At 64.1% G+C, this 26,615-nt stretch carries 36 protein-coding genes; 20 read left to right on the top strand and 16 right to left on the bottom strand.

The features are described from left to right. Positions 1–74: 74 nt before the first annotated feature. The 3 genes from ABID58_RS34235 to ABID58_RS34225 all read right to left on the bottom strand — a co-directional run bounded on the left by ABID58_RS34235 (position 75) and on the right by ABID58_RS34225 (position 2,236). The gene (locus ABID58_RS34235) at positions 75–803 is read right to left on the bottom strand and encodes an SDR family oxidoreductase (RefSeq protein WP_354037317.1); all 729 of its coding nucleotides are present in this window, start codon (positions 801–803) and stop codon (positions 75–77) included. A 190-nt stretch (positions 804–993) separates the two neighbouring features. Continuing rightward, the gene (locus tag ABID58_RS34230; RefSeq protein WP_354037315.1) at positions 994–1,431 is read right to left on the bottom strand and encodes a VOC family protein; all 438 of its coding nucleotides are present in this window, start codon (positions 1,429–1,431) and stop codon (positions 994–996) included. Between the two features lie 319 nt (positions 1,432–1,750). Then, entirely contained in the window at positions 1,751–2,236 is a 486-nt protein-coding gene (locus ABID58_RS34225; protein WP_148750572.1) for a DUF4262 domain-containing protein, read from the bottom strand. Positions 2,237–2,425: 189 nt separating this feature from the next. Here ABID58_RS34225 and ABID58_RS34220 point away from each other — a divergent pair, with 189 nt between their 5' ends. Both ABID58_RS34220 and ABID58_RS34215 read left to right on the top strand, forming a co-directional pair. Then, positions 2,426–2,878, top strand: coding sequence for a hypothetical protein (locus ABID58_RS34220; protein WP_354037314.1), 453 nt, complete (start codon positions 2,426–2,428; stop codon positions 2,876–2,878). 11 nt (positions 2,879–2,889) lie between these two features. Continuing rightward, positions 2,890–3,582, top strand: coding sequence for a glutathione S-transferase family protein (locus ABID58_RS34215; RefSeq protein WP_354037313.1), 693 nt, complete (start codon positions 2,890–2,892; stop codon positions 3,580–3,582). A 134-nt stretch (positions 3,583–3,716) separates the two neighbouring features. Here ABID58_RS34215 and ABID58_RS34210 read toward each other — a convergent pair whose 3' ends face one another. After that, complete coding sequence (locus ABID58_RS34210; protein ID WP_148750574.1) at positions 3,717–4,151, bottom strand: hypothetical protein; 435 nt, start codon at positions 4,149–4,151, stop codon at positions 3,717–3,719. A gap of 434 nt (positions 4,152–4,585) precedes the next feature. On the opposite strand from ABID58_RS34210, the gene ABID58_RS34205 reads away from it, so the two are divergent. From ABID58_RS34205 to ABID58_RS34195, 3 genes are all read left to right on the top strand, one after another. Beyond that, positions 4,586–4,969: a RidA family protein gene (locus ABID58_RS34205; RefSeq protein ID WP_148750576.1), complete on the top strand. Its 384-nt coding sequence runs from the start codon at positions 4,586–4,588 to the stop codon at positions 4,967–4,969. A 154-nt stretch (positions 4,970–5,123) separates the two neighbouring features. Then, the gene (locus ABID58_RS34200; protein WP_187434763.1) at positions 5,124–5,384 is read left to right on the top strand and encodes a hypothetical protein; all 261 of its coding nucleotides are present in this window, start codon (positions 5,124–5,126) and stop codon (positions 5,382–5,384) included. Positions 5,385–5,558: 174 nt separating this feature from the next. Further along, positions 5,559–6,182 carry a hypothetical protein gene (locus ABID58_RS34195; RefSeq protein ID WP_354037336.1) on the top strand — a complete coding sequence of 208 codons (624 nt, stop codon included), beginning with the start codon at positions 5,559–5,561 and terminating at the stop codon, positions 6,180–6,182. A gap of 7 nt (positions 6,183–6,189) precedes the next feature. Here the strand turns inward: ABID58_RS34195 and ABID58_RS34190 are convergent, their stop codons facing one another. Next, positions 6,190–6,675 carry a J domain-containing protein gene (locus ABID58_RS34190; RefSeq protein ID WP_354037311.1) on the bottom strand — a complete coding sequence of 162 codons (486 nt, stop codon included), beginning with the start codon at positions 6,673–6,675 and terminating at the stop codon, positions 6,190–6,192. A 111-nt stretch (positions 6,676–6,786) separates the two neighbouring features. Between ABID58_RS34190 and ABID58_RS34185 the strand changes: the two genes are divergently transcribed. The 3 genes from ABID58_RS34185 (at position 6,787) to ABID58_RS34175 (ending at position 8,643) form a co-directional block, all read left to right on the top strand. Beyond that, positions 6,787–7,554: an SDR family NAD(P)-dependent oxidoreductase gene (locus tag ABID58_RS34185; protein ID WP_354037309.1), complete on the top strand. Its 768-nt coding sequence runs from the start codon at positions 6,787–6,789 to the stop codon at positions 7,552–7,554. 199 nt (positions 7,555–7,753) lie between these two features. Next, positions 7,754–8,002, top strand: coding sequence for a helix-turn-helix domain-containing protein (locus ABID58_RS34180; protein WP_148750579.1), 249 nt, complete (start codon positions 7,754–7,756; stop codon positions 8,000–8,002). Between the two features lie 122 nt (positions 8,003–8,124). Then, on the top strand, positions 8,125–8,643 hold the full coding sequence (locus tag ABID58_RS34175) for a collagen-like domain-containing protein (RefSeq protein WP_148750580.1): 519 nt from the start codon (positions 8,125–8,127) through the stop codon (positions 8,641–8,643). Positions 8,644–8,656: 13 nt separating this feature from the next. Here the strand turns inward: ABID58_RS34175 and ABID58_RS34170 are convergent, their stop codons facing one another. After that, positions 8,657–8,872, bottom strand: coding sequence for a hypothetical protein (locus tag ABID58_RS34170; protein WP_148750581.1), 216 nt, complete (start codon positions 8,870–8,872; stop codon positions 8,657–8,659). 96 nt (positions 8,873–8,968) lie between these two features. Beyond that, on the bottom strand, positions 8,969–9,235 hold the full coding sequence (locus ABID58_RS34165; protein ID WP_148750582.1) for a DUF2277 domain-containing protein: 267 nt from the start codon (positions 9,233–9,235) through the stop codon (positions 8,969–8,971). Positions 9,236–9,469: 234 nt separating this feature from the next. On the opposite strand from ABID58_RS34165, the gene ABID58_RS34160 reads away from it, so the two are divergent. The 3 genes from ABID58_RS34160 (at position 9,470) to ABID58_RS34150 (ending at position 11,696) form a co-directional block, all read left to right on the top strand. Continuing rightward, entirely contained in the window at positions 9,470–10,531 is a 1,062-nt protein-coding gene (locus ABID58_RS34160; protein ID WP_354037307.1) for an alpha/beta fold hydrolase, read from the top strand. 140 nt (positions 10,532–10,671) lie between these two features. Beyond that, entirely contained in the window at positions 10,672–11,016 is a 345-nt protein-coding gene (locus ABID58_RS34155) for a hypothetical protein (RefSeq protein ID WP_354037306.1), read from the top strand. Positions 11,017–11,093: 77 nt separating this feature from the next. Then, positions 11,094–11,696: an MSMEG_1061 family FMN-dependent PPOX-type flavoprotein gene (locus tag ABID58_RS34150; protein WP_354037335.1), complete on the top strand. Its 603-nt coding sequence runs from the start codon at positions 11,094–11,096 to the stop codon at positions 11,694–11,696. A gap of 61 nt (positions 11,697–11,757) precedes the next feature. On the opposite strand, the gene bfr is transcribed toward ABID58_RS34150, so the two are convergent. Both bfr and ABID58_RS34140 read right to left on the bottom strand, forming a co-directional pair. Next, positions 11,758–12,246: a bacterioferritin gene (gene bfr, locus ABID58_RS34145; protein WP_148750586.1), complete on the bottom strand. Its 489-nt coding sequence runs from the start codon at positions 12,244–12,246 to the stop codon at positions 11,758–11,760. 132 nt (positions 12,247–12,378) lie between these two features. Continuing rightward, positions 12,379–12,651, bottom strand: coding sequence for a (2Fe-2S)-binding protein (locus ABID58_RS34140; RefSeq protein WP_148750587.1), 273 nt, complete (start codon positions 12,649–12,651; stop codon positions 12,379–12,381). Positions 12,652–13,040: 389 nt separating this feature from the next. Here ABID58_RS34140 and ABID58_RS34135 point away from each other — a divergent pair, with 389 nt between their 5' ends. The 3 genes from ABID58_RS34135 to ABID58_RS34125 all read left to right on the top strand — a co-directional run bounded on the left by ABID58_RS34135 (position 13,041) and on the right by ABID58_RS34125 (position 14,112). Next, positions 13,041–13,253, top strand: a complete 213-nt coding sequence (locus ABID58_RS34135) for a hypothetical protein (protein WP_354037305.1) — start codon at positions 13,041–13,043, stop codon at positions 13,251–13,253. Further along, complete coding sequence (locus ABID58_RS34130; RefSeq protein ID WP_354037304.1) at positions 13,250–13,588, top strand: hypothetical protein; 339 nt, start codon at positions 13,250–13,252, stop codon at positions 13,586–13,588. The genes ABID58_RS34135 and ABID58_RS34130 overlap by 4 nt, the downstream gene beginning before the upstream one ends. A 239-nt stretch (positions 13,589–13,827) precedes the next feature. Further along, positions 13,828–14,112: a hypothetical protein gene (locus tag ABID58_RS34125; protein WP_148750590.1), complete on the top strand. Its 285-nt coding sequence runs from the start codon at positions 13,828–13,830 to the stop codon at positions 14,110–14,112. An 83-nt stretch (positions 14,113–14,195) separates the two neighbouring features. Here ABID58_RS34125 and ABID58_RS34120 read toward each other — a convergent pair whose 3' ends face one another. Genes ABID58_RS34120 through ABID58_RS34110 form a run of 3 tightly spaced genes read right to left on the bottom strand, consistent with a single transcriptional unit; the run spans position 14,196 to position 17,314 of the window. Further along, complete coding sequence (locus ABID58_RS34120; protein ID WP_354037303.1) at positions 14,196–15,422, bottom strand: lytic murein transglycosylase; 1,227 nt, start codon at positions 15,420–15,422, stop codon at positions 14,196–14,198. 7 nt (positions 15,423–15,429) lie between these two features. Then, positions 15,430–17,079 carry an energy-dependent translational throttle protein EttA gene (gene ettA / locus ABID58_RS34115; protein WP_354037302.1) on the bottom strand — a complete coding sequence of 550 codons (1,650 nt, stop codon included), beginning with the start codon at positions 17,077–17,079 and terminating at the stop codon, positions 15,430–15,432. Positions 17,080–17,095: 16 nt separating this feature from the next. Next, positions 17,096–17,314, bottom strand: a complete 219-nt coding sequence (locus ABID58_RS34110) for a hypothetical protein (RefSeq protein ID WP_354037301.1) — start codon at positions 17,312–17,314, stop codon at positions 17,096–17,098. On the opposite strand from ABID58_RS34110, the gene ABID58_RS34105 reads away from it, so the two are divergent. Together ABID58_RS34105 and ABID58_RS34100 are read left to right on the top strand one after the other, a co-directional pair. Beyond that, positions 17,313–17,528 (top strand): hypothetical protein, encoded by a 216-nt coding sequence (locus ABID58_RS34105; protein WP_148750594.1) that lies wholly within the window; start codon positions 17,313–17,315, stop codon positions 17,526–17,528. The genes ABID58_RS34110 and ABID58_RS34105 overlap by 2 nt on opposite strands. A gap of 146 nt (positions 17,529–17,674) precedes the next feature. Continuing rightward, complete coding sequence (locus ABID58_RS34100; RefSeq protein ID WP_354037299.1) at positions 17,675–18,637, top strand: D-2-hydroxyacid dehydrogenase family protein; 963 nt, start codon at positions 17,675–17,677, stop codon at positions 18,635–18,637. A gap of 73 nt (positions 18,638–18,710) precedes the next feature. On the opposite strand, the gene ABID58_RS34095 is transcribed toward ABID58_RS34100, so the two are convergent. Continuing rightward, positions 18,711–19,889, bottom strand: a complete 1,179-nt coding sequence (locus ABID58_RS34095; protein WP_354037334.1) for a L,D-transpeptidase — start codon at positions 19,887–19,889, stop codon at positions 18,711–18,713. Positions 19,890–20,252: 363 nt separating this feature from the next. On the opposite strand from ABID58_RS34095, the gene ABID58_RS34090 reads away from it, so the two are divergent. Further along, positions 20,253–21,020, top strand: coding sequence for a hypothetical protein (locus tag ABID58_RS34090; RefSeq protein ID WP_354037298.1), 768 nt, complete (start codon positions 20,253–20,255; stop codon positions 21,018–21,020). Positions 21,021–21,022: 2 nt separating this feature from the next. Here ABID58_RS34090 and sseA read toward each other — a convergent pair whose 3' ends face one another. The 3 genes from sseA to ABID58_RS34075 form a co-directional block, all read right to left on the bottom strand. Further along, positions 21,023–21,871, bottom strand: coding sequence for a 3-mercaptopyruvate sulfurtransferase (gene sseA, locus ABID58_RS34085; RefSeq protein ID WP_354037296.1), 849 nt, complete (start codon positions 21,869–21,871; stop codon positions 21,023–21,025). 135 nt (positions 21,872–22,006) lie between these two features. Then, positions 22,007–22,420 carry a rhodanese-like domain-containing protein gene (locus ABID58_RS34080; RefSeq protein ID WP_148750600.1) on the bottom strand — a complete coding sequence of 138 codons (414 nt, stop codon included), beginning with the start codon at positions 22,418–22,420 and terminating at the stop codon, positions 22,007–22,009. A gap of 32 nt (positions 22,421–22,452) precedes the next feature. Further along, entirely contained in the window at positions 22,453–23,628 is a 1,176-nt protein-coding gene (locus ABID58_RS34075; RefSeq protein ID WP_354037295.1) for a vWA domain-containing protein, read from the bottom strand. A 123-nt stretch (positions 23,629–23,751) separates the two neighbouring features. Here ABID58_RS34075 and ABID58_RS34070 point away from each other — a divergent pair, with 123 nt between their 5' ends. The 3 genes from ABID58_RS34070 to ABID58_RS34060 all read left to right on the top strand — a co-directional run bounded on the left by ABID58_RS34070 (position 23,752) and on the right by ABID58_RS34060 (position 26,118). Next, entirely contained in the window at positions 23,752–23,997 is a 246-nt protein-coding gene (locus ABID58_RS34070) for a GlsB/YeaQ/YmgE family stress response membrane protein (RefSeq protein ID WP_148750602.1), read from the top strand. A gap of 93 nt (positions 23,998–24,090) precedes the next feature. Continuing rightward, complete coding sequence (locus ABID58_RS34065) at positions 24,091–24,933, top strand: AAA family ATPase (RefSeq protein ID WP_027529387.1); 843 nt, start codon at positions 24,091–24,093, stop codon at positions 24,931–24,933. A gap of 1,032 nt (positions 24,934–25,965) precedes the next feature. Continuing rightward, entirely contained in the window at positions 25,966–26,118 is a 153-nt protein-coding gene (locus ABID58_RS34060) for a hypothetical protein (protein ID WP_354037293.1), read from the top strand. The last annotated feature ends 497 nt before the right edge of the window (positions 26,119–26,615 follow it).

The following is a 26,615-nucleotide window of genomic DNA, read 5'->3' as shown; positions in this document are numbered from 1 at the left end:
TCCACAAACCCGGCAGAATGGTGGGCACGGCGCGCGAAGCGCGCGCCTTTGCCCACCCTACGAGAGCAAGCGCCCTAAAGATCGAAATTGGTTGGCAGCATGACCACGTCACGAATGGTCATGCCGCGCGGCCGGGTCAGCATGAACATCACCACGTCAGCCACTTGGCTGGCCTCCAGCAGGCTGCCGGAGTCCCTGGCTTCCTGCAGCTTCTCGGGTGGCCAGTCCGCGAGCAGCGAGGTGACGACCGGGCCGGGCGAGATCGAGCCGACGCGAATGCCGTGCTTGAAGACCTGGCGCCGCACCGTCTGGACAAAGCAGTTGATCGCCCATTTGGACGACGCATAGACCGGCTCCCACGGCGTCGGAAAATGCGCGGCAAGAGAACTCGTGACGATGATGTCGCCGGTCCGGCGCGCGATCATGTGCGGCAGCACGTCGTGCACGTTCTTCATCACGACGTTGACATTGAGGTTCAGCATCCGGTCAATCGCCATATTGTCGGCATCGACCAGATCGCCACCGACATAGGTGCCCGCATTTGCATGCAGGATGTCGAGCTGCCCTGCCGTCTCCAGAACGCGCGGCAGCAGCGTTGCGCAGTCTTTGGGATCCAGGAGGTCGACGACCAGCGGGATCACCGCGTCGCCATGCTTGTTGCCAACCGCCTTCAGCGCGGCCTCGTCGCGATCGACCATCACCACCCGCGCGCCCGCGGCCAGCATCGCCTCGGCACTCGCCAACCCGATGCCCGAGGCTGCCCCGGTCACGGCGGCAACCTTGCCTGCCAATTCGTTTGCCATGAGATCACCATTCAGCCGATGGTCGGCAGTATAGCGATTCAAAGGCGAGTTGGCGAAGCGGATCGCCGGCTTCGTAGGGTGGGCAAAGGCGCCCTTGCGCCGTGCCCACCATCTCTCCACCAATCCGGCAGAGCGGTGGGCACGGCGCGCGAAGAGCGCGCCTTTGCCCACCCTACCGCACCGTCAGCCCTCACCCTGCATACGCCTTGTCCAGATCGGCAACCACGATCTTCTTCATCCCCATCATGGCCTGCATGACGCGGTTGGCCTTGGTCCGGTCGGGGTCGCCGAGATAGCGGCCAAGCGCTGTCGGAACCACCTGCCAGGAGAGCCCAAATTTATCCTTGAGCCAGCCGCATTTGGATTCCGCACCGCCGTCGGCGGTGAGGCGGCTCCAGAAATAGTCCACCTCGCCTTGCGTCTCCACGCTGATGAAGAACGACACCGCCTCGTTGAAGCGGTGCTGCGGCCCGCCGTTGAGCGCGTTGACGCGCTGCCCTTCCAGCTCGAACACCGCCATGAAGTCGCTCACGGCCTCGACTTTGGCGTTGGGGAACACCGATTTGTAGAAGGCGACGGCCTCCGGAACGTTGTTGTCGAACCAGAGAAACGGCGTGATGGACGTCATGTGCGGATATCCTTCTGCGAAACCGGACGCGCACGCGCGCGCCGTCGCTCGAAGGACGAACGCGCGGCCGGTGATCCGACAGGCGGAACAGCACTTTTTTCGATCCCGAGAGGTTGCCTGGCCTCCGCCAAACCGTTGATGCCGGGCATCCTCCGATTAATCGACGTCGCGCGCGGATTATTGCAAGTCTCGTAGGGTGGGCAAAGCGGAAGCGTGCCCACCAACTTTCTCGCGTACCACTGACACCGATGGTGGGCACGGCGCTTGCGCGCCTTTGCCCACCCTACGGCACCTTTTGCGACCACGCTGGATCAGCCTCTCACGAAAGCGGCCGCAACAGCGGCTGATGATCCTTCAGCCGCGCATCGCATCCAGCCTCCCATGGAAACCGCCCGTCCTGATCCGGCCACACGATCTGGAGGCAGGGAAACGGCCGCGGCAGCTTTGCATAGAACCAGATCGCCGTGCCCAGATAGGCATCGTAGACCTCGAGCGGCACCTCGACGAAGCAGACCTTCCGATCGAGCGGAAGGTCGTCGCAGACGTCGCCGGCGACGTAGCGCTGTCCCGCAGCAGCGCGGTCGCGAACGGCGTTGATAACAGCGCAAGCGTCTGTTGGGTCGAGCCCGAACAAGACCAGTTCGGCGTGCGCGTAATTGAGGTAGAGACCGATCGAGAAAACATAAGCCGGGGCCTGCGCCTCAGCGGCGATGCCCATCAGATGACAGCCGTGTTCGCGGACGTTGCGGAACAGTATCTCGTCGGGAGCCCCGTCAGGCTCGGGCCATACGAAACTGTCGAGCATGCGCAGCTCTCGCGACGGGGTGAGGAAATCAGCATCAATGTACCAGCTTCCGGCCACAGTGCTACAGCGATTGCCTCTCCAAATTCCGCCCGCCGAACGGTTGATACCGGGCATCCTCCGATCGATCGACGTCGCGTGCGGACTATTGCAAGGGCGTGACGGCGGCGATACGACTTGGAGCGGAAGAACGTGGGACGGAACAGCCGGGCCTCAACCGGCGCTCATCATGTCGAGGAAGCCACTGCTGTGAGCGACGATCTCTCCGGTGTCTGGGACGGCACTTACATCCAACCCGGCGCGGGAATGGTCACCTTCACGGCGACGCTGGTCGAGGCCGACGGCGCGATCGAAGGCCACGTCACCGAACCCTGCTCGAATCCGCGCTGCCCCTTGCGCACCCACAGCGCCTCGATCACGGGCCATCGCGCCGGCAGCGTCGTGTCCTTTGTCAAGCGCTACGAGCCGCCGGGTTACGGCTTCGACATTGTCCAGTACGACGGCATCATGAACGGAGAGGCGACCGAGATCGACGGTCGCTGGCGGCTGCCGGGCACATCAGGATCGTTCTTGATGATCCGCGCCAGCAAGCGCGCACAGGCGAACATCACCGGCACACGGGCGGACGAACCGGCCCGCGAATAAACGGAGCCACCATGTTGACCCTCTATTCCTACCCGCAACTGTTCGGCGTCGCCGACAACAACGGCTATGGGCTCAAGGTCTATGCCTTCCTGAAGCTCGCCGGCGTGCCGTTCGTGCACGAGCACGTGTTCGATGCCTCCACCGCACCGCGCGGGCAGCTGCCTTATGTCGTCGATGACGGCGAGACCATCGGCGACAGCGAGACGATCATCGCGCATGCGATCGCGAAGTATCATCTGACCATCGATGCCGCGCTGTCGCCTGCGCAGCGCCGAACCCATCATCTCGTCACACGCATGCTCGACGATCTCTACTGGGTGATGTCCTATTCGCGCTGGAAGGACGAGCGTTATTATCCCGCGTTTCGCGACGGCTTCATCGCCCAGCATCCGCAGATCGATGCCGCCGGCTTCGAGAAGGCGAAGGCCTACAACGCGCAGCGCTATCACTACCAGGGCATCGGCCGCTACACGCCCGAGCAGGCCTACGCGCGAGGGCTGGCTGACTTGCAGGTGCTGGCCGAGATCGTGCCCGCGAACGGTTTCGTCGATGGCGAGCGGCCGACCAGCTGTGATGCCGGCATCTACGGCTTCATCGCGAACATCTATTATTTTCCGATCCCGACGCCGCTGAAGGCGTTCGTCGATGCGCAGAACAACCTCGTCGCGCATTGCGAGCGGGTTCATGCGATGGTGAGCGCGTAGTCCGCAGGTCCTGTAGGGTGGGCAAAGCGGAAGCGTGCCCACCAACTTTTTCGTATGTCGCAGACACCGATGGTGGGCACGGCGCTTGCGCGCCTTTGCCCACCCTACGGCACCGAGTCCTACGGCACCGTCTGTTACCGCATCGTAATCGCAAGCCCGCTCAGATCCGCGTTCGCCATCAGGCCGGTCTGGTAGCCCGACAGCTCCAGCACCGCGCCCTTCTGGTTGGTCAGCACGATGGCGCGGGCGCCGCGGCCGACGGCGAGGCCGGCACCGGCGGCGCCGTAGACGCCGGCGACATCGGAGGGACGGTTGATGTTGGAGACGCGGCCGCGCAGCACGGTCTTGGAGCCGCCGAACACGAGCCCGTAATCGAGCCCGCCGGTCGAGAGCGAATAGGAGCGGCCGCGGAAGTTCAGCACGCCGCTCCCGCCAGAACCGCCGATGAACCAGCCCGCCTTGTAGATCGTCAGCACCACGGTGCCGCCATCGGCCTGCGCCGCGGTCGAGAGGCCGGCCAGCGCGGCAATGGCGACGAGCGCGGCACGCAAGGTGGAAGCAATCTTCATGGGGCGTCTCCGGGGGCTATTTTTCAAGGGGAATGCGAATCAGATGCTGCAATCTATCCGATCGATCGCGGCGGCAAAATGATGGGGGGAGTTTCTGCAAGTGCGGTGGCGACTGGACTCGCGGAAGGTCCTCATCCTCCGTCATTGCGAGCGGAGCGAAGCAATCCAGAATCTTTCCGCGGAGGCAGTCTGGATTGCTTCGCAGCGCTCGCAATGACTGGTGGATGGATTCCGGCCTCTCGGGCATGATCGCCACCATGCCATCCTGCCGGTGTTTTGCCCGACGGGTCAAGCGATATTTCTTCCTTCCCGAATTCCAATTCCGCCAATCATTTCTACTGTGCATGGGGTTGTTTTCGCGTTTCCTGTTGGAGCAGGCCCCGCATGCCGCTACGCTTGCTGCGAACGCCATCAATGTTACATCCGAGATCCCCATGCCGATCCAGCATTTCGCGCCCCCGCCGCACGTCAAGGCGCCGCCGCTCTCGTTCGCGACCCGCGTCGGCGACCTGCTGTTCGTCTCCGGCATTCCCGGCTTCGACGCCAACGGTGCGCTGCCCGACGGCTTCGAGGCGCAGTTCGCCAATGTCGTCGTCAACATCAAGCGCGTGCTCGACGAGGCCGGCGTCACGACGCGCGACCTCGCCAAGGTCAACGTGCTCTTGACCCGCGCCTCAGACGTTGCCGCGATGAATGCGCTCTATGCCGGCGCGTTCGGCCCGCCGCCTTTTCCTGCACGCACCACCTGCGTGGTGCAGGCCCTGCCCGATCCAAAGATGCTGATCGAGATCGAGGCGGTGGCCTCGCTGGCGAAGTGAGCCATGCTAAGCGCGTGTGTCTTGCCGGGCACTCGGCCGAACCAAGTGCACGACTCCATCTGACATATCCGTGAACGGCCGCTCCTCGGCTTGCAAAGGACCTGCTTTTACCGCACGAATTTTCAGGTCACACTTCCCCATCAGGAGATTTTGCATGCGTCGCGTTCTCGCCCTCTGTGCCGTTGCCGGCATCGCCACCTCCGTGTTTGCCGTGCCGGCCTCCGCTGCGGTCGGCTATTACGTGATCCGCTGGGACAACACCGGCATCTGCCAGGTCTGGAACGAAGATCTCCGCTACAAGCCGTTCCAGTGGGGCGCCTCGACCTACAAGGTCGTCAGCAAGCCGGTCCCGACCTTCACGGCCGCCTCCGAGCTCCAGATCAAGCTGCGCGCCGAGCGCCGCTGCACGCTCTGAGCCGGTCCGCCAGTCCGCTCGCCCTGAAGGATCACGCGTTGAAGGCCGGTCACTGCAGCTGGTAAGAATTCGATCGGCGGACGACAAGGGCCGGGCAAGGATGCGATGCCAGCATCCTTGCCCGGTCGTTTTTTTAACCCGGATTTTTGGAGCAGGCCGATGCGCGCACGGACGATGATGCTAGCCGCTCTCACCGCATCGCTCCTGCTCGCCGCAACGGCGCAGGCGCAGGCTCCGCAATCCCTTCGCGTGATCTCGCCGATCTTCAGCCAGCTCGTCAGCTTCGCGATGCCGTCGACTTTCGCTGCAGTGTTCGAGAACACCAAGGGCGGCCACTACATCCGCGAAGCCGTGCTCAAGGGCGAGACGCCCGAGCGCTGGACGCAGATGATCACAGTCACCGGCGAGAAGGGCATGACGCTGACGCCAGGCGCATCGCCGCAGATCTTCGCAGGCACAATCGCAGGCGGGTTCAAGACGGCCTGTCCCGACAGCTTTGCCGCCAGGCCGCTGGGCGCCACCACGTTCGGCCGCTTCGAGGGCTTTGTTGCCGTGATCGGATGCGGCCGCATCGACAGCGGCCCGACGCGGCACAGCGAAACCGCGCTGCTGATCACGCTCAAGGGCGCGACCGATTATTACACCGTCCAATGGGCCGAGCGCGGCCCCGAAAGCGACGAGCCGCCGGTCAACGACGACCGCTGGGAAGCCCGCCTGCGCGATCTGGGCCCGATCGACCTCTGCCCGATCACGCCGGGCGAAGCCGCGCCCTATCCGAGCTGCGTCAACAAGAGCTGAGGCGCCCTCACGCGTCCTTGTGCGCGCCGGGATGAATCAAAACGTCGCGCGCGGTGGAAAGGTCGATGAAGGCCTGCGCGCTGCCGCCCTGGTCGGGATGTATGCCCTTGGCGGCGCGGCGATAGGCCTGGTTGATGTCGTCGCAGGTGAGCTGCACCGCGAGCGGCAGGCCCAGCATCTTGCGCGCGCGATCCTCGCTGGACAGTTTCTTCGGCGCCGCGTTGCGGCGGCCGAAGCGCGGCGCGGTCAGATCATGGACGACATCGAGGATCACGCCTAGGCGGCGCCGGGCCGCCAGCGTGACACCATGATCGTCATTGTCCGCGGCCTGGCGCAGCACAGGCAGCGCCTGCTCGGCGGCCTGCCGCAGCGTGGCATCGCTGCTCATCCGCACGATCTCGGCCACCAGCCGCCCTGCCTCGACCCAGTCGGCGAATTCCGCCGACCGCAGGCGCTCGAGCGCCAATTTCCAGGATTCAAGTCGTTCCATCATGCGCGCAACGTTTAGCAATGGAAATCAGTATGCCAAGGCGGCCGTTTCCGACCCCTTAATTTCGAGTTAGCCTTTCATGAAACTTAGAAACGAATCCGGGAGGAAAATGTCATGGCATTGCTTGCAAACCACATCGCTGTCGTCACGGGCGCGGGTTCCGGCATCGGCCGGGCGATCGCCGCCGGCTATGCGCGCGAGGGTGCGCAGGTCGTGCTGCTCGACGTCAATGCCGAAACGGTCGCGGAGGCGGCCCAAGAGATCCGCAAGGCCGGCGGCAAGGCCGAGAGCTTTGCGCTCGACGTCACCAGGCGCGACGATTGCTTTGCGCTGGCAAAGACCGTCGCCGACAGGGTCGGGCAGGTCTCGATCCTCGTCAACAATGCCGGCATCACCCGCCGCAACCCCTTCACGGCCGAGACGGAAACGGTGGCGAAGGACTGGAACGACATCATCTCGCTCAACCTCAACGGCGTCTTCAATACGACGCAGGCCTTTCTCGCGCCGTTGCGCGCGAGCAAGGGCCGCATTGTCAATATCGGCTCGATCCAGTCTTTCGTGCATCTGCGCACGCCAAGCTCGGCGGCGTACACGACCTCGAAGCATGGCGTGCTCGGCTTCACCAAGGCGCTCGCGGTCGAGCTCGGCAAGGAGGGCGTGCGCGTCAACGCGATCGGGCCGGGCTTCATCGAGACCAATCTCAACGCCAATGTACGCGCCACCAATCCCGCGCTGGTGCAGGCCTTCGTCGATCACACTCCGCTGGCGCGCGCCGGCAAGCCCGAGGACATCGTCGGCCCCGCGATCTTCCTCGCCTCGGACCTGTCGTCCTACGTCACGGGAACAATCGTGATGGTGGACGGCGGATATCGCACAGTGTGAGAGGCGAGATCGGTCCGCATCGCTATGCATCTCGTGCCAATCGCGGCGGCGCGGCGGCATTCCCAAGGTCAATTCGTGCGATGGCGCGCGATTAACCTTTCATTAACCAAACCCGGCCACCGTAGATCTACGGCTTGGGGGTCGTTGTTCTCGATCCGCTTCCAACGATGGAAGCGGGCGTTGATCGGGGAGTATGTTGATGACCACTGTTCACGTCGCGGCGCCCGAGCAGGGCGCGCAATTCCTTGCACCCAACGAGATCGTTCCATTGTTGATTGGCGCGACCGTCGGCGAGGTCGAGCGTGAGCTCGTGCTCCAGACGCTCGCACGCTGCGACGGCAACCGCACGCGCGCCTCGCGCGTGCTCGGCCTGTCGGTGCGCACGCTGCGCAATAAGATCAGGCTGTACGCGGCCTCCGGCATCGAGGTCCCGGCGTATCACGATTGACGCGTGGGGCCGTGCCCCGTCGGGCCGATTGATGTTAATCAAGCCCGGCATCATGCGAGGGCGGAATTGCTGCTGTCGTCAAACGCCGCTAAGTAGCTTGCGTGCGCAGAAGGAGCAGCGGCGTGGCAGACGATCAGCGACGGCAGGGATCTCAGGGTCCGCGCGGACGGCAGGGCGAGCCGGGACGGCCGGGGCCGCAGGGTCATCCGGGCAAGCGGGGCCCCGACGGCGCACGCGGCAAGCCGGGACCGCAGGGCAAGCCGGGACCGGCCGGAAAGGCCGGAGCGCAGGGCAAGGCCGGTCTGCCGGGCAAGCCGGGCGAAGCCGGTGCGCGTGGCACAGCCGGACCGCAGGGCGCCGTGGGTCCGCAAGGCCCCGCCGGCCCTCAAGGCCCGCGCGGCGAGGCCGGTCCGCCCGGCCAATTGCCGTCGATCGAGCAGGTGCTGCCGTGGCTCGAGCAGTTGTTCGACGCCTGGGACGAGCGTCGCCGCCAGCGCGAGCAGGAGGCCGCGGAGCGCGCCGCGTTAGAGGCCGCCGTGCACGAGGCTGAAGATGCGTCCTCCGACGACGACGCCGAGAGCGACGATGCCGAAGGCGACGCGCACAAGAAAAAGAAGAAAAAGAAGAAGCACGGCCACTAGGACCAGCAGGCGCCTACTTCGCCTGATCCTCACGCCGCGGCAGCATGCCCATGCGCTCGAATTGCCAGCGCATGGCGCGGTACCAGAGATAACCCACCGCTGCGCCGCAAACGGCCAGGATCACCACATTCGCGCTCGAGAACGAGCCGCTCCACCACATCATCCACGCGGTCCACAACAGCGTGAAAACGATGGCACCTGCTTTCAGTGGAATAAGGCGGCGGCTCATGATCGTGCTCCGGGTTGTCAAAACCCCGGCGAACATCATCGCGCGTGATGGGCATCGCTTCCGTGAGCCAGATCACGGTCGTGCCCGGCGGAACCGCTAACCGAAGCGCAGCCGCGAACGTTCCTTCGCTTTCTCCGCCTCGACCTCGCGGTCGCGCGTCGGTGCATGGGTGTGCAGCGACGTCAGCAGTTTTCGCGCAGCCTCCGAGACCTCGGCGACCGCGCGGTCGAATGCCGCCTCATTGGCCTGCGACGGCTTGTTGAAGCCGGAGAGCTTTCGCACGAACTGGAGCGCGCTGGCATGAATCTCGTCCTCGGTCGCGGGCGGCTCGAAATTGAACAGCGTCTTGATGTTGCGGCACATGCAGTCTCTCCCGTAGAAGCCCGATTTGATCCAAGGACGGATGGAGAAGCCAAAATTCTACATCGCATGCAGCCGCATGTCACAGGGGTCCGAATATTCCACTTGCGCGCCGCAACATCGAGGAAATGTTTTTCAGGGGGTGAGCAGCGGTCCGCTCTCGATCCCAGGCGGCCTGCTGATAAGATCGCGCGCAACGCGGCCACGAGCCATGAGCCGCACATCTGGGAGACAAACATGAAAGTTTCTTGCGCGGCGCTGTCGGCCGTTGTGCTGTCCATCTCGACATCGGTATTCGCCGCCGACTATCCGGCGCCGAAACAAGGCGATTGGGTCGCCAGGGATTTCAAGTTCCACACCGGCGAAGTCATGCCGGAGCTGAAGCTGCATTACACCACTGTCGGTGAACCGACCGGACAACCGGTGCTGGTGCTGCACGGCACCGGCGGCTCGGGCGCGAGCATGCTGACACCCGCCTTCGCCGGCGAGATGTTCGGCGCCGGACAGCCGCTCGATGCGTCCAAATATTATATCATCATTCCCGACGCGATCGGCCACGGCAAATCGTCAAAGCCGTCCGACGGCATGAAGACGAGCTTCCCGAAATACAATTACGACGACATGGTCGAGGCGCAGCATCGCCTCGTAACCGAAGGCCTCGGCCTCAAGCATCTGCGGCTCGTGATCGGCAATTCCATGGGCGGAATGCAGACCTGGCTGTGGGGCGAGACATATCCCAAGGACATGGACGCGCTGGTGCCGATGGCCTCGCAGCCGACCGAAATGGCGTCGCGCAACTGGATGATGCGGCGGATCATGCTGGACACCATCCGCAACGATCCCGATTACAATGGCGGCAATTACGCCAGCCAGCCGCGCATGATGAAGTACGCCATCACGGCCTACGGCATCGCCAGCATCGGCGGCACACTCGCCTATCAGCAACAGGCGCCGACCGCGGCGAAGGCGGACAAGATCGTCGACGAACGGCTGGCGACGCCGATCACGGCGGATGCCAACGACTTCGTCTACCAGTGGGAGTCCTCGCACGACTACAATGCCGCCGAAAAGCTGGAGGGAATCGAGGCCTCGCTGTTGCTGGTCAATTCCGCCGACGACGAGCGCAACCCGCCCGAAACCGGCGTGACGGACGCTGCGGTGAAGCGGGTCAAGAACGGCAAGCTGTATCTCATCCCCGCAACCACCGAGACGCGCGGCCACGGCACCACCGGCAACGCAAAATTCTACAGCGAGCAGGTTCGGCAACTGCTGCAAACCGCGCCGCAGCGCACGATGTAGGCATCGCCGGAGCTGCCCCGATATCGCAACGCATGATATGCGGCGCCTCGGCGCCGCATATTATTTGAGCATGCAATGAGCCGACGGCTCGGGCTTAATCGCGTCAACGATACGAATCGACACGCGATGAGGAGGATCGCATGCACAGGCTTGCGCTGTGCGTTTGGCTCGCCGCGATGACGAGCGCCGCGTTCGCGTTCGACAACGGCCAGTACGACAACGTTTCGCCCGACATCCGCGCCTGGTTCAAGAGTGTAATCGCGCCGAGCGGCGTACCTTGCTGCGACATCTCCGATGGCCATCGCACCGACTACGACGTGCGCAAAGGCACGTATTGGGTGCCGATCGAGGGACAATGGATGGAGGTGCCCGAGCGCGCGATCATCCGCGATCGCGGCAATCCGGTCGGCCAGGCCGTGGTGTGGTACGTCCACCACCGCGGCACCATCATCATCAATTGCTTCGTGCCCGCCGACGCAGTTTAACGTCTTAAGATAGATATCGTTGGCGGACATGGCCCGATCGGGTAGTTTGACGCCGAACTTATCTGGGAGGCATGCCGTTGACCGACCTTTGCGCCGAAGACCTCGCCACCATCTATGCGAAGCCGACCCCGCGCGTGATCGCAAAGGCGCGTCCCGCGATCGACGTGCATGCGAAGAAGTTCATCGAGATGTCGCCGTTCTGCGTGCTCGCGACATCAGGCACCGACGGCAGCGTCGACGCCTCGCCGCGCGGCGGCAGCATCGGCTTCGTCCACGTCGCCGGCCCCAATCAACTACTGATGCCCGACCGTGCCGGCAACAACCGCATCGACAGTTTCCGCAACGTCGTCGAGGGCTCGGGCTTCGTGCATCTGCTGTTCTTCGTGCCGGGCATCGACGAGACGCTGCGCGTCGGCGGGCGCGGCGCGCTGTCGGCCGACCCGGATTTGCTCGCTTCGATGGTCGAGTTCGGCAAGCCGCCGCGCGCGGTGCTGAGCGTTGCTGTCAGCGAAGTTTATTTCCACTGCGGCAAGGCGCTGATGCGCTCAAAGCTCTGGGCGCCGGAGAAGGTGCAGCGCTCGGTGATGCCGAGCATCAGCCAGGTCATCCACGACCAGACCAGCCTCGGCGAGCCGGAGAGCCAGGAGATCGTGGAAGAGCGCTACAAGACGCAGCTCTAGATCACAGCGTCGTCGCGGCCTTCGCCGGGACGACGCTGGAGTGCGCGGCTGACGCCGGAGCTTAGTGCCCCTCGCCCTCGAGCCCGCCGACGTGCTTCTGGGTGTAGAGCTCGAGGCCGATGCGGCCGATCAGGTCGAGCTGGGTTTCGAGGAAGTCGATGTGATGCTCCTCGTCGCTCATCAGCTTCTCGAACAGGTCGCGCGTGACGTAGTCCTTGACGCTGTGGCAGTAGGTCGCCGCTTCCTGGTAGAGCGCCCGCGCGCTCATCTCGGCGGCGAGATCGCACTCGATGATCTCCTTGACGTTCTGGCCGATGCGCAGGGGATCGAGCACCTGCATGTTCGGGAAGCCGTCGAAGAACAAAATCCGCTCAGTGAGCTTGTCGGCGTGCTCCATCTCCTCGATGGACTCTTTGCGCCAGACCTTGGCCATGTCGCGGAGACCCCAATTGTCGAGAAAGCGGTAGTGCAGCCAGTACTGGTTGATCGCAGTCAGTTCGTGACGCAGCGCCTTGTTGAGATAGTCGATAACTTTTGCGTCGCCCTGCATGGTTCACTCCAGCTCTTGCAGTCCAAATCGGCCCTAAACCGAGTTTAGAACGCTTCTAAATGAGTTTACGAACGAGGGCAACCGGCTACGGAGACGCGGCCGGGGAAAGCTCAGCCAAATTTGCGGAAGTTTTCAGCAGGCCGCGAGGGCGAACTGGGCAGGCTGGGCCGCCTCGTCATTGGCGGCCACGGTGTGGCTGTGCGGACAGCCGGAGCAGCACGACTTGGCACAGGGGCCGAGCGCTTCGTCGATAATGGTCTTGATGGTGCGGGCGCAGCGGCCGCATTCGGCGCTGCAGCCGAGGCATCCATAGATCTGCTTGGCATGACGCACGGCATCGTCGGACTCGGCGACGGCGGCGCGGATGTCGTCATCGCTCAGCACGTTACAGGAACAAACGATCATGGAAGCGGTAGGCCCTTCGGTGATGCGCCATCATCGATATTTAAGGAGCCGTCCGGATGCAAAAGGAAAAACCGGTATTTCAAGCTATTCCAAACTGGCCCGGAAACAGGCCTAGAACGGCTCTAAAATAGAGAGTTGCGCTGGATCAAGATGATGTCTGATCGGGCCTAATCGCTGCTCCCGCCTCCCCCACCATCGCTCCCGCCTCCGCAATCTCCACCCCCGCCGCTATCGCTCGTGGAGCAGCCTCCGCTGTCGGTTGAGCTTCCGGAACTGTCGCTGGAGAACCAGCTTCCGAGCGAGACGCCCTCATTCGTGGTATCTGAATAAGTATCGCTTCCGCCGTCGCCGCCTGCCCGGGCGCGCGGGCGTGGGGCGCGGCTCTGTAAATGGCTCATCAGGGCATAGCCGACCACGCCGACGGCCGCGACGGCGATCAGGGCATTGGTCAGGATGTTCATGTTCGCCTCCCAGGCATGAAATCGGCCATTTCTACCAATTGGTCGCACCCGGCCGATGCGCCGTTCATTGATCGTTCAAACGAAGTATGGAACTTTGGCCGCAAGAAGTTCCGCATTCGCTGTGAAAGGTCGCCCAAATGAAGAAGTCGCTTATGGCGGTCGCTGCCGCCGCCACCTTGGTTTTGGCTGCAGGTATGCCGGCCCATGCACAGCGTGGTGTCGCTGCCGGTGTCGCCGCCGGGATCATCGGCGGCGCGATCGTCGGTGGCGCGCTAGCATCTCCGTATTATTACGGACCCGGTCCCGGCTACGCGTATGGTCCGGGCTACGGCCCCGGCTACTATCCGCCCCGTTATTACGCACCGGGTCCCGGCTACGTCGCCGACGACTATTACGGCGATGGCTGTGTCTGGCAGAAGCAGCGCTTCTGGGACGGCTACGCCTGGCGCATCCGCCGCGTCCGAGTCTGTGGCTGAGGCGCGTTAGACCGGTTCGATTCAGTCGACCGGGTTGAGCCGGTTCACTATGGATGCGCCGTTCATCTCCGGGCCCGAAAAAGACCGCTTTTTCTCGTCACAGCTCTGTGTGCGTTTACCGTGGATTGACCATTTGCGCGCTTCCTAGCTGCAAGGCCAATTCCATCAGAGTGTGCGTGAACCTTTCAAACCCGGCCGCGCCTAACGAGGTGCGTCCATCTCCCAGGAGAGCCAAGAGCATGAAGAAGACTATTGTTGCCGCCCTCACGGTTGCGACGGTCGCCGGTTCGCTGGTGACCGCCACTCCGTCCGCGCAGGCCCATGACGGCGTCGGTGTCGGCATCGCGGCCGGCCTGCTCGGCGGCGCGATCATCGGCGGCGCCATCGCGTCGAGCCGTCCCGCTTACGGCGGGCCGGTGTACGTGGCCGAGCCCGGCCCGCCGCCCCCGCCCTGCTACTGGCAGCGCCAGCGCTATTGGGACGGCTATGGCTGGACCGTTCGTCCGGTTCGCGTCTGCTACTGATCTGATCGCAAGGCGCTCATGAGCGCCGCGATCGAAGCCCGGCCGCAACCATCGGCCGGGCTTTTTCTTTTTTGGCGGCTTTGTTAGCGCGCCGCCTGGATCGAACGCAGCACCTCTTCGCTCGGCCAGCAATCGACCTTGAGCCCGGCCGACTTCTGATAGGCGCCGAGAGCTGCGCGCGTCTGCATGCCGGCCTTGCCGTCGATCTTGTCCCTATAGAGCCCGGCGCGCGTCAGCCCGCGCTGCATCGTCTCGACGTCCCTGGTGCGCAATTGCTTCGACGCGGACCACGGCGTCGCGAACGGGAGCGGGCTCGTCATGCGGTCGCTGAGATGACCGACGAACAGCACATAGAGATCGGAGAAATTGTATTCCTTGATGACGAAGTAGTTCTTCGTGGTCAGGAACGCCGGACCATAGATGCCCTCCGGCTGGAGCAGTGATGCCGGCTGCGCCTGCTCGGCCGCGCTGAGCCGCTCGCCGCGCACCGGCGCAAAGCCTTCACGCAGCCATTGGCCGATCGGCTTCGTCACCTCGGGCACGCCCGTGGTGCAGTCGACCTTCGCCGGCGCCTTCACCTCATAGGCCCAGCGCACACCGCCCTGCCAGCCTTTGTTGACGAGCTGCTGCGCGGCCGAGGCCAGCGCATCCGGCACCGAGTGCCAGATGTCGATGCGGCCGTCGCCGTCGAAATCGACGCCGTGCTTGTAATATTCGGACGGCAGGAACTGCGTGAGCCCGGTGGCGCCGGCCCAGGACGAGCGCATGTCCTTGCGCGTCACCACGCCCTCGCCGAGGATCTTCAGCGAGAGGATGAACTCGTTGCGATAGGTGTCCTTGCGCCGGCCGACATAGGCCTGCGTCGCCAGCACGCGAACAAGATCGTAGGGCAGCGTGTAGCGGCCGTAGTCGGTCTCGCGGCCCCAGATCGCGAGCATGACGGTGGCCGGCACGCCGGAATTCTTCTCGATCTTCGTCAGCGCGGCATTGTATTTCTGCAGCAACCGCTGCCCCTCGCCCGCGAGATTCGCAATCGAGCCTTCCCTGACATAGTCCGCCGGCACCTGCACGAACTCGGCCTGCGATGGCGCGCCGGTCGCGGGCCGCCCGGGCAGGATCAGATCAGGCAGCTTGTAATCCGGCTCGAGCCCGCGCGTCTGTTGATCGAACGTCGCGCGCGAGACGCCGGCCTCTTGCGCTTCCGGCCAGAGCGAGGCGATGAATTGCGTGAAGGCTGCATCGGCGGCCTGGGCGGACGACCAGCCACAGGTGATCACGATCACCGCAGCGATGAGCGCCCGCCGCATCATCACGCAGTCACCGCGTCAGCTTCTTGTACTTCACGCGGTGCGGAATGACGCTGTCCTGGCCGAGCCGGCGCATCTTGTCCTTTTCGTAATCCTGGAAGTTGCCTTCGAACCACTCGACATGGCTGTCGCCTTCGAAGGCCAGGATGTGGGTGGCGATGCGGTCGAGGAACCAGCGATCATGGCTGATGATGACGGCGCAGCCGGCGAAATCCTCCAGCGCCTCTTCGAGCGCGCGCAGCGTGTCGACGTCGAGGTCGTTGGTCGGTTCGTCGAGCAGCAGCACGTTGGCGCCCGACTTCAGCATCTTGGCGAGATGGACGCGGTTGCGCTCACCGCCGGAGAGCGCACCGACCTTCTTCTGCTGGTCGGCGCCCTTGAAGTTGAACGAGGAGCAATAGCCGCGCGAGTTCACTTCCTTCTTGCCGAGCAGGATCAGCTCGTTGCCGCCGGAGATCTCCTCCCACACGTTCTTGCTGCCGTCGAGCGCGTCGCGCGACTGGTCGACATAACCGAGATGCACGGTCTCGCCGACCGTGATGGTGCCCTTGTCCGGCTGCTCCTGCTCGGTGATCATCTTGAACAACGTGGTCTTGCCGGCGCCGTTCGCCCCGATCACGCCGACGATGCCGCCGGGCGGCAGCTTGAAGGTGAGATCGTCGATCAGCAGGCGATCGCCATAGCCTTTGCTGAGGGCCTCGAAATCCACGACATTGGCGCCGAGCCGCTCGGCGACGGGAATGATGATCTGCGCGGTCTGGGTCTGCTTCTCGCTCGCCTGCTTGAGCAGATCCTCATAGCGCTGGTAGCGCGCCTTCGACTTGGCCTGACGTGCCTTCGGCGAAGAGGCCACCCACTCCTGCTCGCGTGCAATCGTCTTCTGGTGCGCGGCGTCCTCGCGGCCTTCCTGCTCGAGCCGCTTCTGCTTCTGCACCAGCCAGGAGGAGTAGTTGCCCTCGTAGGGAATGCCCTTGCCGCGATCGAGCTCGAGGATCCAGCTCGTGACGTTGTCGAGGAAGTAGCGATCGTGGGTGACGATCAGGATCGCGCCGGGATAGCTGCGCAGATGGCCTTCGAGCCACGACACCGACTCGGCGTCGAGATGGTTGGTCGGTTCGTCCAGCAGCAGCAGCTCGGGCTGGTCGAGCAACAGCTTGCACAGCGCGACGCGGCGGCGCTCACCGCCGGAGAGTTTCGTGACGTCGGCATCGTCGGGCGGGCAGCGCAGCGCGTCCATGGCCTGGTCGACCTTGCTGTCGAGATCCCAGAGGCCCTGGGCCTCGATCTCGTCCTGCAGCTTGGTCATCTCGTCCGCGGTCTCCTCGGAATAATTCATCGCCAGCTCATTGTAGCGATCGAGGATGGCCTTCTGCTTGGCGACGCCCAGCATGACGTTCTCGCGCACGGAAAGCTTCGGATCGAGGTGCGGCTCCTGCTCGAGATAGCCGACGCGCGCGCCCTCGGCGACCCAGGCCTCGCCGGTGTACTCCTTGTCCAGGCCCGCCATGATCTTGAGCAGGGTCGACTTACCGGAGCCGTTGACGCCGAGAACGCCGATCTTGGCGTCCGGGTAAAAGCTCAGGCGGATATTGTCGAGCACCTTGCGGGTCGGGTAGCTCTTGGTCAGGCCGTCCATGAAGTAGACAAATTGGCGCGCCATCGGTCCCGTGAAACCTTCAATTTGAGGATATTTGCTTGCTGCCGATGTAGCGATCCCGCCCCCAAAGGGCAATGTTTTCCCTCCGTTCACCACGGATGAATACTGGGCAGACACCATCCGGAGCCCGATCCGGACAATTGAAACCATTTTTTAATAAAGCAGGCCAAAGCTCGGTTTCGCGCGGCAACAGCGCCACCCGCTCAGAATGAACGGGGAGCACAGCGAGGCCCATCATGGCTCTGATCGAGACCCATTCCCTTCCTGTTCCGGCACAAGCCGGCCGCACCTCTGCGCTCGTCTCGGAGATCAAAGGCTTCTGGAAGCGCTTCTTCGCCACCGCCTTCAACCCCTACCGGCCCGAACTGCACTACATGCGCGGCCCCGGCCCTGCCTGGCGCGCCAAGCACGGCATGGATGCGCCGATCCGGCTGAAGCCCCGCAAGGTCTGAGCCGCCGCTCTCTCTCGGATTTTGCCTACGGATTTTTGAAGACCCAGACTGCTTGCACGCAAGCATGATTGCGCGCAACCATGGCCCGGTTCCAACGGTGGCGTCCCTCCGACTGACGCGCCACCTCTCGCCATGGATGAACGCTGATGACGCGGCTGCGCTGTGCAATTCTCGACGACTATTTCAACCTCGCCCTCGACGTCCCCGACTGGGCGAAACTATCCGACCGCGTCGATGTCACCGTGTTCGGCCATCCCTTTGCCTCGGAGCAGGCCGCAGCCAGCGCGCTGGCCGATTTCGAGATCGTCTGCGCGATGCGTGAGCGCACCGCGTTCCCTAGGAGCCTGTTCGACAAGTTGCCGAAGCTGAAGCTGCTGCTTACCTCCGGAATGCGCAATGCCGCGATCGACATCGAGGCCGCGAAGGCGCGCGGCGTCGCCATCGGCGGCACGCAATATTCCCGCGATCCGACCGCGCCGCTCACCATGGGCCTGATCCTGGAACTGACCCGCGGCATCGGCCGCGAGAATGCGCGCATGCATGCGGGCGAGCCCTGGCAGACTTTTGCCGGCGTCGAGATCGAGGGCCTCACGCTCGGCATCGTCGGCCTCGGCAAGCTCGGCACCAAGATGGCCGGCATCGCCAAGACATTCGGCATGAACGTGATCGCCTGGAGCCCCAACCTCACGCCGGAGAAGTGCGCGGCGGTCGGCGTCGGCTACGCCACCAAGGAGGAGCTGTTCGCCAAGGCCGATATCGTCACCATCCATGTGGTGCTGAGCGACCGCTCACGCGGCCTCGTCAGCCGCGCGGACCTCGCGCGGATGAAGCCGACCGCCTTCCTCGTCAACACTGCGCGTGGGCCGATCGTGGACGAGCAGGCACTGCTCGAAGCCTTGCAGCAACGGAAGATCGCGGGCGCCGGCATCGACGTGTTCTCGGTCGAGCCGCTGCCGGTCGACCATCCCTTCCGCAAGCTCGACAATCTCGTGCTGACGCCGCATCTCGGCTACGCGACCGAGGACGGCCTGCGTATCCATTACGGCCAGATGGTCGAGGCGATCGACGCCTTCACTGAGGGTAATGAGCTGCCGCGCAAGCTCGCCTGAAGCGACGCAGATCTCGAACGACGAAGGGCGTGCCGATGGCACGCCCTTCTCGATCTCAATTGTCGCGTAGCGCTTAGCGCACGGTGACCGGTGCGGGCAGCGGCGGCACCACCGTCGGCTGCGTGCCGGGGACCGGACCTGCCTGGGCGGCCATCGGAGCGGGACCGGGCGCAGGCGCGGCCGACGCAGTCGCGGTGCCCGGCGGCGGACTACCCTGCATCACCACCACGCGGGTCCCGACCTTGGCGCGGTCGAACAGATCCGAGACGTCCTCATTCAGCATGCCGATACAGCCGGAGGAGACGAACTTGCCGATCGTCGAAGGCTGGTTGGTGCCGTGGATGCGATAGACGGTCGAGCCAAGATACATGGCGCGGGCACCGAGCGGATTGCCTTCGCCGCCGGCCATGAAGCGCGGCAGATAGGGCTGGCGCTCGATCATTTCCACCGGCGGATGCCAATCCGGCCACTCGGCCTTGCGGGTGATCTTCTGCACGCCGGTCCAGGTGAAGCCGTCGCGGCCGACGCGGACGCCGTAGCGGATCGCACGGCCATTGCCGAGGACGTAATAGAGGTAGGTGTTCGGAGTATCGACCACGATGGTGCCAGCCGGCTCCTTGGTCTGGAACGCGACTTCCTGGCGGCGCAGGTTCGCCGCCAGCTGCGCCGGTGCTGCGTCAGGCTGCTCCTCGGGCGGCAGTGACGCCACCGACATCGGCCGGCCACCGGCACCGGGCTGCGGCGACATCGCTCCGGTCGCGGCCGGGCCACCAACGGCTTCCGGCGGACGCATGCCATCACTGGCGGGCGCCTGACCCGGACGGTCGGCATAGATTACCGCGGGCGGGCCGGCAGGGCGGCCGTAGCGGGGATCATCGGGTGACATCACCGGGCCCTGCGGCGGCGCGGCGGAATAGACGGGCGGAGCGCCAGCCGGACGGCCGTAACGCGGATCATCGGGCGACATCACCGGACCCTGCGGCGGGACAGCCGAATAGACCGGGGGAGCGCCGGCCGGGCGGCCGTAGCGCGGATCGTCAGCCGGACCCGGCGGCGGCAGCGAGGCCTGCGGCATCGCGTCGTCGTCATCCTCCAGCGCGTCGAAATTCGGGGTGCGGTCGCCGGGCCGATATTCGGCCGGAGCGCCGTAGCTCGGCGCCTGCTGAACCGGATAGCTCTGGGCCTGTGCGAGCGAGGTTCCCGCCGCAGCGACTGTTGCGGCAGCGCATATCGTCAGAAAATGTTTGATCATCATCGCTCTTGTATAGCCCCCGGGCCCCGACCGAGCCGTTAACGGCCACATGACCGAAGATAGCGGCACATTCAAGACATGGCAGGCTGATTTGTGCCTGATTTAGCGATTTGTGATGCAATCGCACACAGTTGCTCCGTTGCATCACGGGGATGGAAATCGCATCGCGCCGTAGATCGCCGGAGTTATCAGCCCGATTTTTACGGAACGGCGCGGAGACGTTGCGATATGGTCGAATCAGCCTGATTCGCCACCGATTTGAGCTCGGATCCAGCGTGGCGAACGCGGCAATCGGTATCGTCACCGCGTTCAGATGGCTCGTGGGCCCTGGCCAGCCGCCGGGGCGGAATTCGTAACCCGTCAATGCTTCCCGGCTTTCGCTTCCTGCTTGCCGCGATCCTGCTGTCTGCCTCCATCCTGGTGTTCGGCCTGGGAGCCGCCTCACTGCTGCGGGCGAGCCACGAGCAGTATGTCAGCAACCCGTCCTGGCGGAGCGGCCCGCAGGAGCAGGTGTTCGCGCAAGCCTCCGAGCCGGCCCAGCCGGTGCTCGCGGCGCTCCGCGTGGAGCCGGTCGCACCTGATGCCAACGAGGCGGCGCCCGCAATGCAGGACCAGGTCCCGAGCATCGGTCTGCCCGCGGTCCAGACCGGGCCCGAGCAGATGGCCGCAGTGACGCTCGAGGCCAAGGTCCAGCCTGAGCCTCAGATCGCCGTCGCGTCGCCCGCAGAGCCGGCTGCGCCCGCCACCGAGGCGCCAGCCCCCGAGCAAGCCAGGATCCAGGCTGCGGCTCCTGCGCCCGCCGACACACTCACCCTGGCCGACACGAGTGCTTCCATCACCACCACGACGCCGGCCCCGGCGATGAGCGCCACCGACGTGCCGCGAACCGCGACACCGGCGCTGGCATCGCGCGTGAGCGACATTGCAGCAGCCAGGGTGGCTGCGCTGAACGACCTCGCGCCGACGAAGTCCAAAGCCGGCAGCGCGACGCAAGCGAGCAAGCCGCGCGCGCACAAGAAGCGTCACCGCATCGTGCGGCGTCCGCCGCCTCAGCAGTTACAGCAATCACTCGATCCGTTCGGCCAGCAGCAGCAGCAGACACTCGCCACGACCGCCACCCGCACGCGCTGACCTTACGCCGGCCCTGTCGCGATCGGCGGGCCTTTCTCCTGGCCCCATTCCGACCACGAGCCGTCATAGAGTGCGGTGTCGGTAATCCCGAGGCGATAGAGCGCGAGCGTCAGCACGCCGGCCGACACGCCGGAGCCGCAGCTCGTCACGATCGGCGCATCGAGCTTGACACCGGCGCCGGTGAAGGCGGCGCGAAGCTCCTCGAGCGGCTTCATCGTGCCGGCGGCATCGAACAGCTGATTGTAAGGCACGTTGCGCGCACCGGGGATGTGACCGGAGCGGATGCCCGCGCGCGGCTCGGGCACGCGGCCTTCGAAGCGATCGGCGGCGCGGGCGTCGATCACCTGCTCGGCGCGGCTTTCGACATTGGCGATCAGCTGCTGCATGCTGCGCACGCGCTTCGGATCGTAGCTCGCCTTGAAGCTTGCAGGCTTCGGCTTCACCTCGCCGCTCTCGACCGGATGCCCCTCGGCGCGCCACTTCTTCAGGCCGCCATTGAGGATCCGCACATTGCTGTGGCCGAACGCCAAAAACATCCACCACGCGCGCGGCGCAGCGACCCAGCCGCCGGCATCGTAGAGCACGACGGTATCGGCATTGGAGATGCCGAGATTGCCGACATCGCGGCCGAACTGCTCGGCGCTCGGATACATGTGCGGCAGGGGGTTGGAATGGTCAGACACCGCATCGACGTCGAAGAACACCGCGCCCGGCAGATGCGCGGCGAGATAGTCATCCTTCGGCAGCGGCAGCACGCCCGGCAGCTTGAAGCTGGCGTCGAGCACTTTGACGTTGGCATCGTTGATGTGGGCGGCGAGCCATTCGGTGGAGACGAGGGGGTCGGTGGTCATTGCATGCTCCGGCAGTTGTTCCAGTCGTCATGGCCGGGCTTGTCCCGGCCATCCACGTTCTTCGTCGCAGCAAAGACGTGGATGCCCGGGTCAAGCCCGGGCATGACGGAGTGTGTGGTGAGGGAGGTGTTTTCCTCACCCCTTCTTCTTCGGCTCCCACTGCTCGGTCGGGCCGCCTGCATCGCGCCAGGCCGCGTAGCCGCCGGCGATGTGGGCGACGGGCTTGAGGCCCATGTCCTTTGCGGTCTTGGCCGCGAGCGCGGAGCGGAGGCCACCGGCGCAGTGGAACACGAACTTCTTGTCTTCCTGGAAGATCGGCTTCGCATACGGGCTCTGCGGATCGATCCAGAATTCGAGCATGCCGCGCGTACAGGAGAACGCGCCGGGGATACGGCCGTCGCGCTCGATCTCGCGGGGGTCGCGGATGTCGACAATGACGACGTCGCCGTTCTTGGAGATCTCGATGGCGTCCCTGGCGGTGAGCGTCTCGATCTCACTATTGGCCTCGTCGATCAGCGCCTGGATGCCGCGGGTGATGTTTTGGGGCATGTAGCTCTCCCTCTTGTCGGCCGCGCGTGCAGCTAGTGCGTCAATTCCTTCATCGCTCCCTCAAGTCCCTCGATCGTGATCGGGAACATGCGGTTGGCGAAGATGCGTTTGATGATGGTAGTCGATTCCGAATAGTCCCAGTGCTTCTGCGCAACCGGGTTGAGCCACACCGAATGCGGATAGGTGCGGATGATGCGATCGAGCCAGACCGAGCCGGGCTCCTCGTTGACGTGCTCGACCGAGCCGCCGGGCACCATGATCTCGTAAGGCGACATCGAGGCGTCGCCAACGAACACGACCTTGTAGTCGTGTGGATATTTATGCAGCACATCCCAGGTCGGCGTGCGATCGGTGAAGCGGCGCTTGTTCTGCTTCCACACGCCTTCATAGAGGCAGTTGTGGAAGTAGAAATACTCCATGTGCTTGAACTCGCTCTTCGCCGCCGAGAACAGCTCCTCGACCTGCTCGATATGCGAATCCATGGAGCCGCCGATGTCGAAGAACACCAGCAGCTTCACCGCATTGCGCCTTTCAGGGCGCATGTGGACGTCGAGATAGCCGTGATTGGCGGTCTCGCGGATGGTGGTGTCGAGATCGAGCTCATCCGGCGCACCGGTGCGCGCGAACTTGCGCAGGCGGCGCAGCGCCACCTTGATGTTGCGAATGCCGAGCTCGACATTACCGTCGAGGTCTTTGAACTCGCGCTTGTCCCACACCTTCACGGCACGGTTGTTGCGGTTCTTCTCCTGGCCGATACGAACGCCTTCGGGATTGTAACCATGCGCGCCGAACGGCGAAGTGCCGGCGGTGCCGATCCATTTCGAGCCGCCCTGGTGCCGACCCTTCTGCTCCTCGAGCCGCTTCTTCAAGGTCTCCATGAGCTTGTCCCAGCCCATGGCCTCGATCTGCTTCTTCTCGTCCTCACTGAGGTATTTCTCGGCGAGCTTCTTCAGCCACTCCTCGGGGATCTCCGCCTTCTCCATGGCGTCGAGCAGGCTTTCCAGCCCCTTGAACACCGTGCCGAAGACGCGGTCGAACTTGTCGAGGTTGCGCTCGTCCTTCACCAGCGAGGTGCGCGACAGATAATAGAAATTCTCGACCGAATAGTCCGACAGATCAGCGTCGAGCGCCTCCATCAACGTGAGGTATTCGCGCAGCGTCACGGGGACCTGCGCATCGCGCAGAGACGTAAAGAATTGCAGGAACATGGGTGACAGATTGCCCGTCGGGTGGCCGACGTCAAGGGGCGGAGATCGGCGCTGCACGCTGGACCGGTGGGCTTTTTGCTCTAGAATTGACCGCCTCTCAGGGTTGTTTTGGGGACGTTTGCAATGGGTATTCTCGCAGCGCTCATCATTGGCGCGATCGCCGGCTGGCTTGCCGGCAAGATTGTCCACGGAGCGGGATTTGGGCTGATCGGCAACATCGTCGTCGGCATCATCGGCGCGCTGGTGGCGGGCTGGGTGCTGCCGCAGCTCGGCATCGCGCTGGCGACCGGCACGCTGGGCGCCATCATTGACGCCACGGTCGGTGCGGTGATTGTGCTCGTCATCCTTTCGCTGATAAAACGGGTCTGAAAGCCTGACCGAACCAGGAACGGCCGCCACGAGCGGCCGTTCCTTTTGTTGGACCACGGCAATGCCGGGGCCGACGACCAACAAGGACGCGCGATGAAATTTACCGGCACCAAGGACTATGTTGCGACCGATGATCTCAAGGTCGCCGTCAATGCCTCGATCGTGCTGGAGCGCCCGCTGCTCATCAAGGGCGAGCCCGGCACCGGCAAGACAGTGCTGGCCGAGGAAGTGGCGAAGGCGCTGAACGCGCCGCTTCTGACCTGGCACATCAAGTCCACCACCAAGGCGCAGCAGGGTCTCTACGAATACGACGCGGTGTCGCGCCTGCGCGACAGCCAGCTCGGCGACGCGCGTGTTTCGGACATCAAGAACTACATCAAGCGCGGCAAGCTGTGGGACGCCTTCGCGGCGGAGCAGCGCCCGGTGCTGCTGATCGACGAGATCGACAAGGCCGACATCGAATTTCCCAACGACCTGCTGCTCGAGCTCGACCGCATGGAATTCCATGTCTACGAGACCGGCGAGACGATCAAGGCGAAGCAGCGCCCGATCATGATGATCACCTCCAACAACGAGAAGGAGCTGCCGGACGCCTTCCTGCGCCGCTGCTTCTTCCACTACATCAAGTTCCCCGACGCCGACACGATGGGCCGCATCGTCGACGTCCACTTCCCCGGCATCAAGAAGCGCCTGGTCGAGGAAGCACTGCGCATCTTCTTCGAGGTCCGCGAGGTGCCCGGCCTGAAGAAGAAGCCGTCGACGTCGGAGCTGCTCGACTGGCTCAAGCTGCTGCTCAACGAGGACATGAGCGTCGAGCAGCTGCGCGAACGCGATCCGCGCAAGCTGATTCCGCCGCTGCACGGCGCGCTGCTGAAGAACGAGCAGGACGTGCATCTGTTCGAGCGGCTGGCGTTCTTGAGCCGACGGGAAGTGTAGGGTCACGTGCTGTTTCTCCCGTCCGTCCACCTCAGGAGACGGTGAGAGATTTGAGCGCGCCGCTCTCTCCATTCGTCATTGCGAGCGCAGCGAAGCAATCCAGAGTCTTTCCGCAGTGACAGTCTGGATTGCTTCGCTGCGCTCGCAATGACGGAGCAAGGTGCGGCATCGCGGTTTCCAACTCGCATCTCAATCGCAGACACACGCTCGCATTCTCGCGGCATATTCCGCCCGAGCTATGCTCTCTCCGTTACACCCTCATGAAAGGGCGCAGGGAAGGCCGGGTGCTGACCTCGCACCCACGGTCCGCTGTGCGCATGTAGCGCAATAGGAAATTGCACAGCGGCATACAGGTGAAGCCGAACACACGGCCTTCCCTGCGCAGTGGGTTGACGGCTTATGCCGTGCTCTCCCGGGAGCCGAATTCCTTCTGGCCTCCCTCGCCTCGCGAAAGTCGCCGACACCGCGCCGGTTGACGCCAATGCCGCATCCGCCAAGGCTTGACCGTAGCAACGACGGCCAGGACCACACGGTTTTGCCGTACGCACACAGCGCCGCTCGTCCGCACGAAGCCTCGGGTTCACGGAGAGCAATCCGCCCTGCCCTTGACCTCTCGTACACGACGCTGCCGCGTCCACCGCAACCCGGCCCGCGTTTCGAACGACTCGCGAACCGCCCCTCTTCGTGGGCCGGGCTGTTTCGACTTATGCCGCAATTCCGAATTTCGGTAAAGCGGAATATTTTTCCGGAAGCAGGTTGACAGGTTTTGCGGTGTTTTGCCCGCCGGGCAATGTGAGGCCCCGGAACGACAGCGGAAGGTGCGGCGGCCATCCAAGCATTCCAGAAACTTTCGTTGCCAATCTGCAACGGTTCCCGGCAATCTAAGACTGGACAAAATGAACGCCCATTGCGGCCACGAACCCTGCTCACAACGCCGTGAGACAAGTCAGGGGAACGACGATGCGTGCACAACGCGTTTGGAACGTGAACGGAGCCGCCAGCATCGGGCAGCTTCAGTCCAGATTGGACGATTTGAACAAGCGCCTGAATCAGCTTGAAAGCCAGCATCCCGAGAGCTGGAAGGTCGAAGAGCTGAAATCGAGCGCGCTCAACCTGTCGCGGGAGATCGACGACATCCGCTGCGCCGAGGCGACGGCGGCCTTGCGGGAATTGCTGCGGAAGTAAGACCCCGGCCCGCGCGACGGATCCGTGATCGGCCGCGCGCCCGTCGCCATGGATCAAGGAACCAAGGCGCAGCCCCCGCCATTTCCATGAAGAGCATGGAGCAAAATCATGACCAGGCACCTGACACGAGCCCATCTTGTGCGCGGTGTGGCCGGCGCGGTTTCCACGCTGGTCCTGTGCGCGACGATGGCCTTCACCATTGCGTACCACTTCGCGTTGTGAAGGAGAGTTCACATGATGTCCGCCCCCGAGGAGCCCATGAGGCTGCAAGGCTTTGGCGCTCGCGCCACTGGAGCGATCGGAGGCCACAATCTTCCGCGTCCGCGACGGCGCGCCGCGCGAGATCGCCGACCTTGCCTCGGAATGGGACATGACGCCGATGGCGAACGACAGGTCTCCAGGACTCGTCGCGCACCCACACTGGCCGGATGTCATTCGCGGCACGCGCTCACGTCAAGGGATCACGGCGTTCCGCGAAACCCGACGAAACCATTGTT

The sequence above is a fragment of the Bradyrhizobium sp. S3.2.6 genome (genome assembly GCF_040546885.1).
GTDB classification, from domain to species: Bacteria; Pseudomonadota; Alphaproteobacteria; order Rhizobiales; family Xanthobacteraceae; genus Bradyrhizobium; species Bradyrhizobium cytisi.
This window is presented reverse-complemented; position numbering and strand designations above follow the sequence as displayed.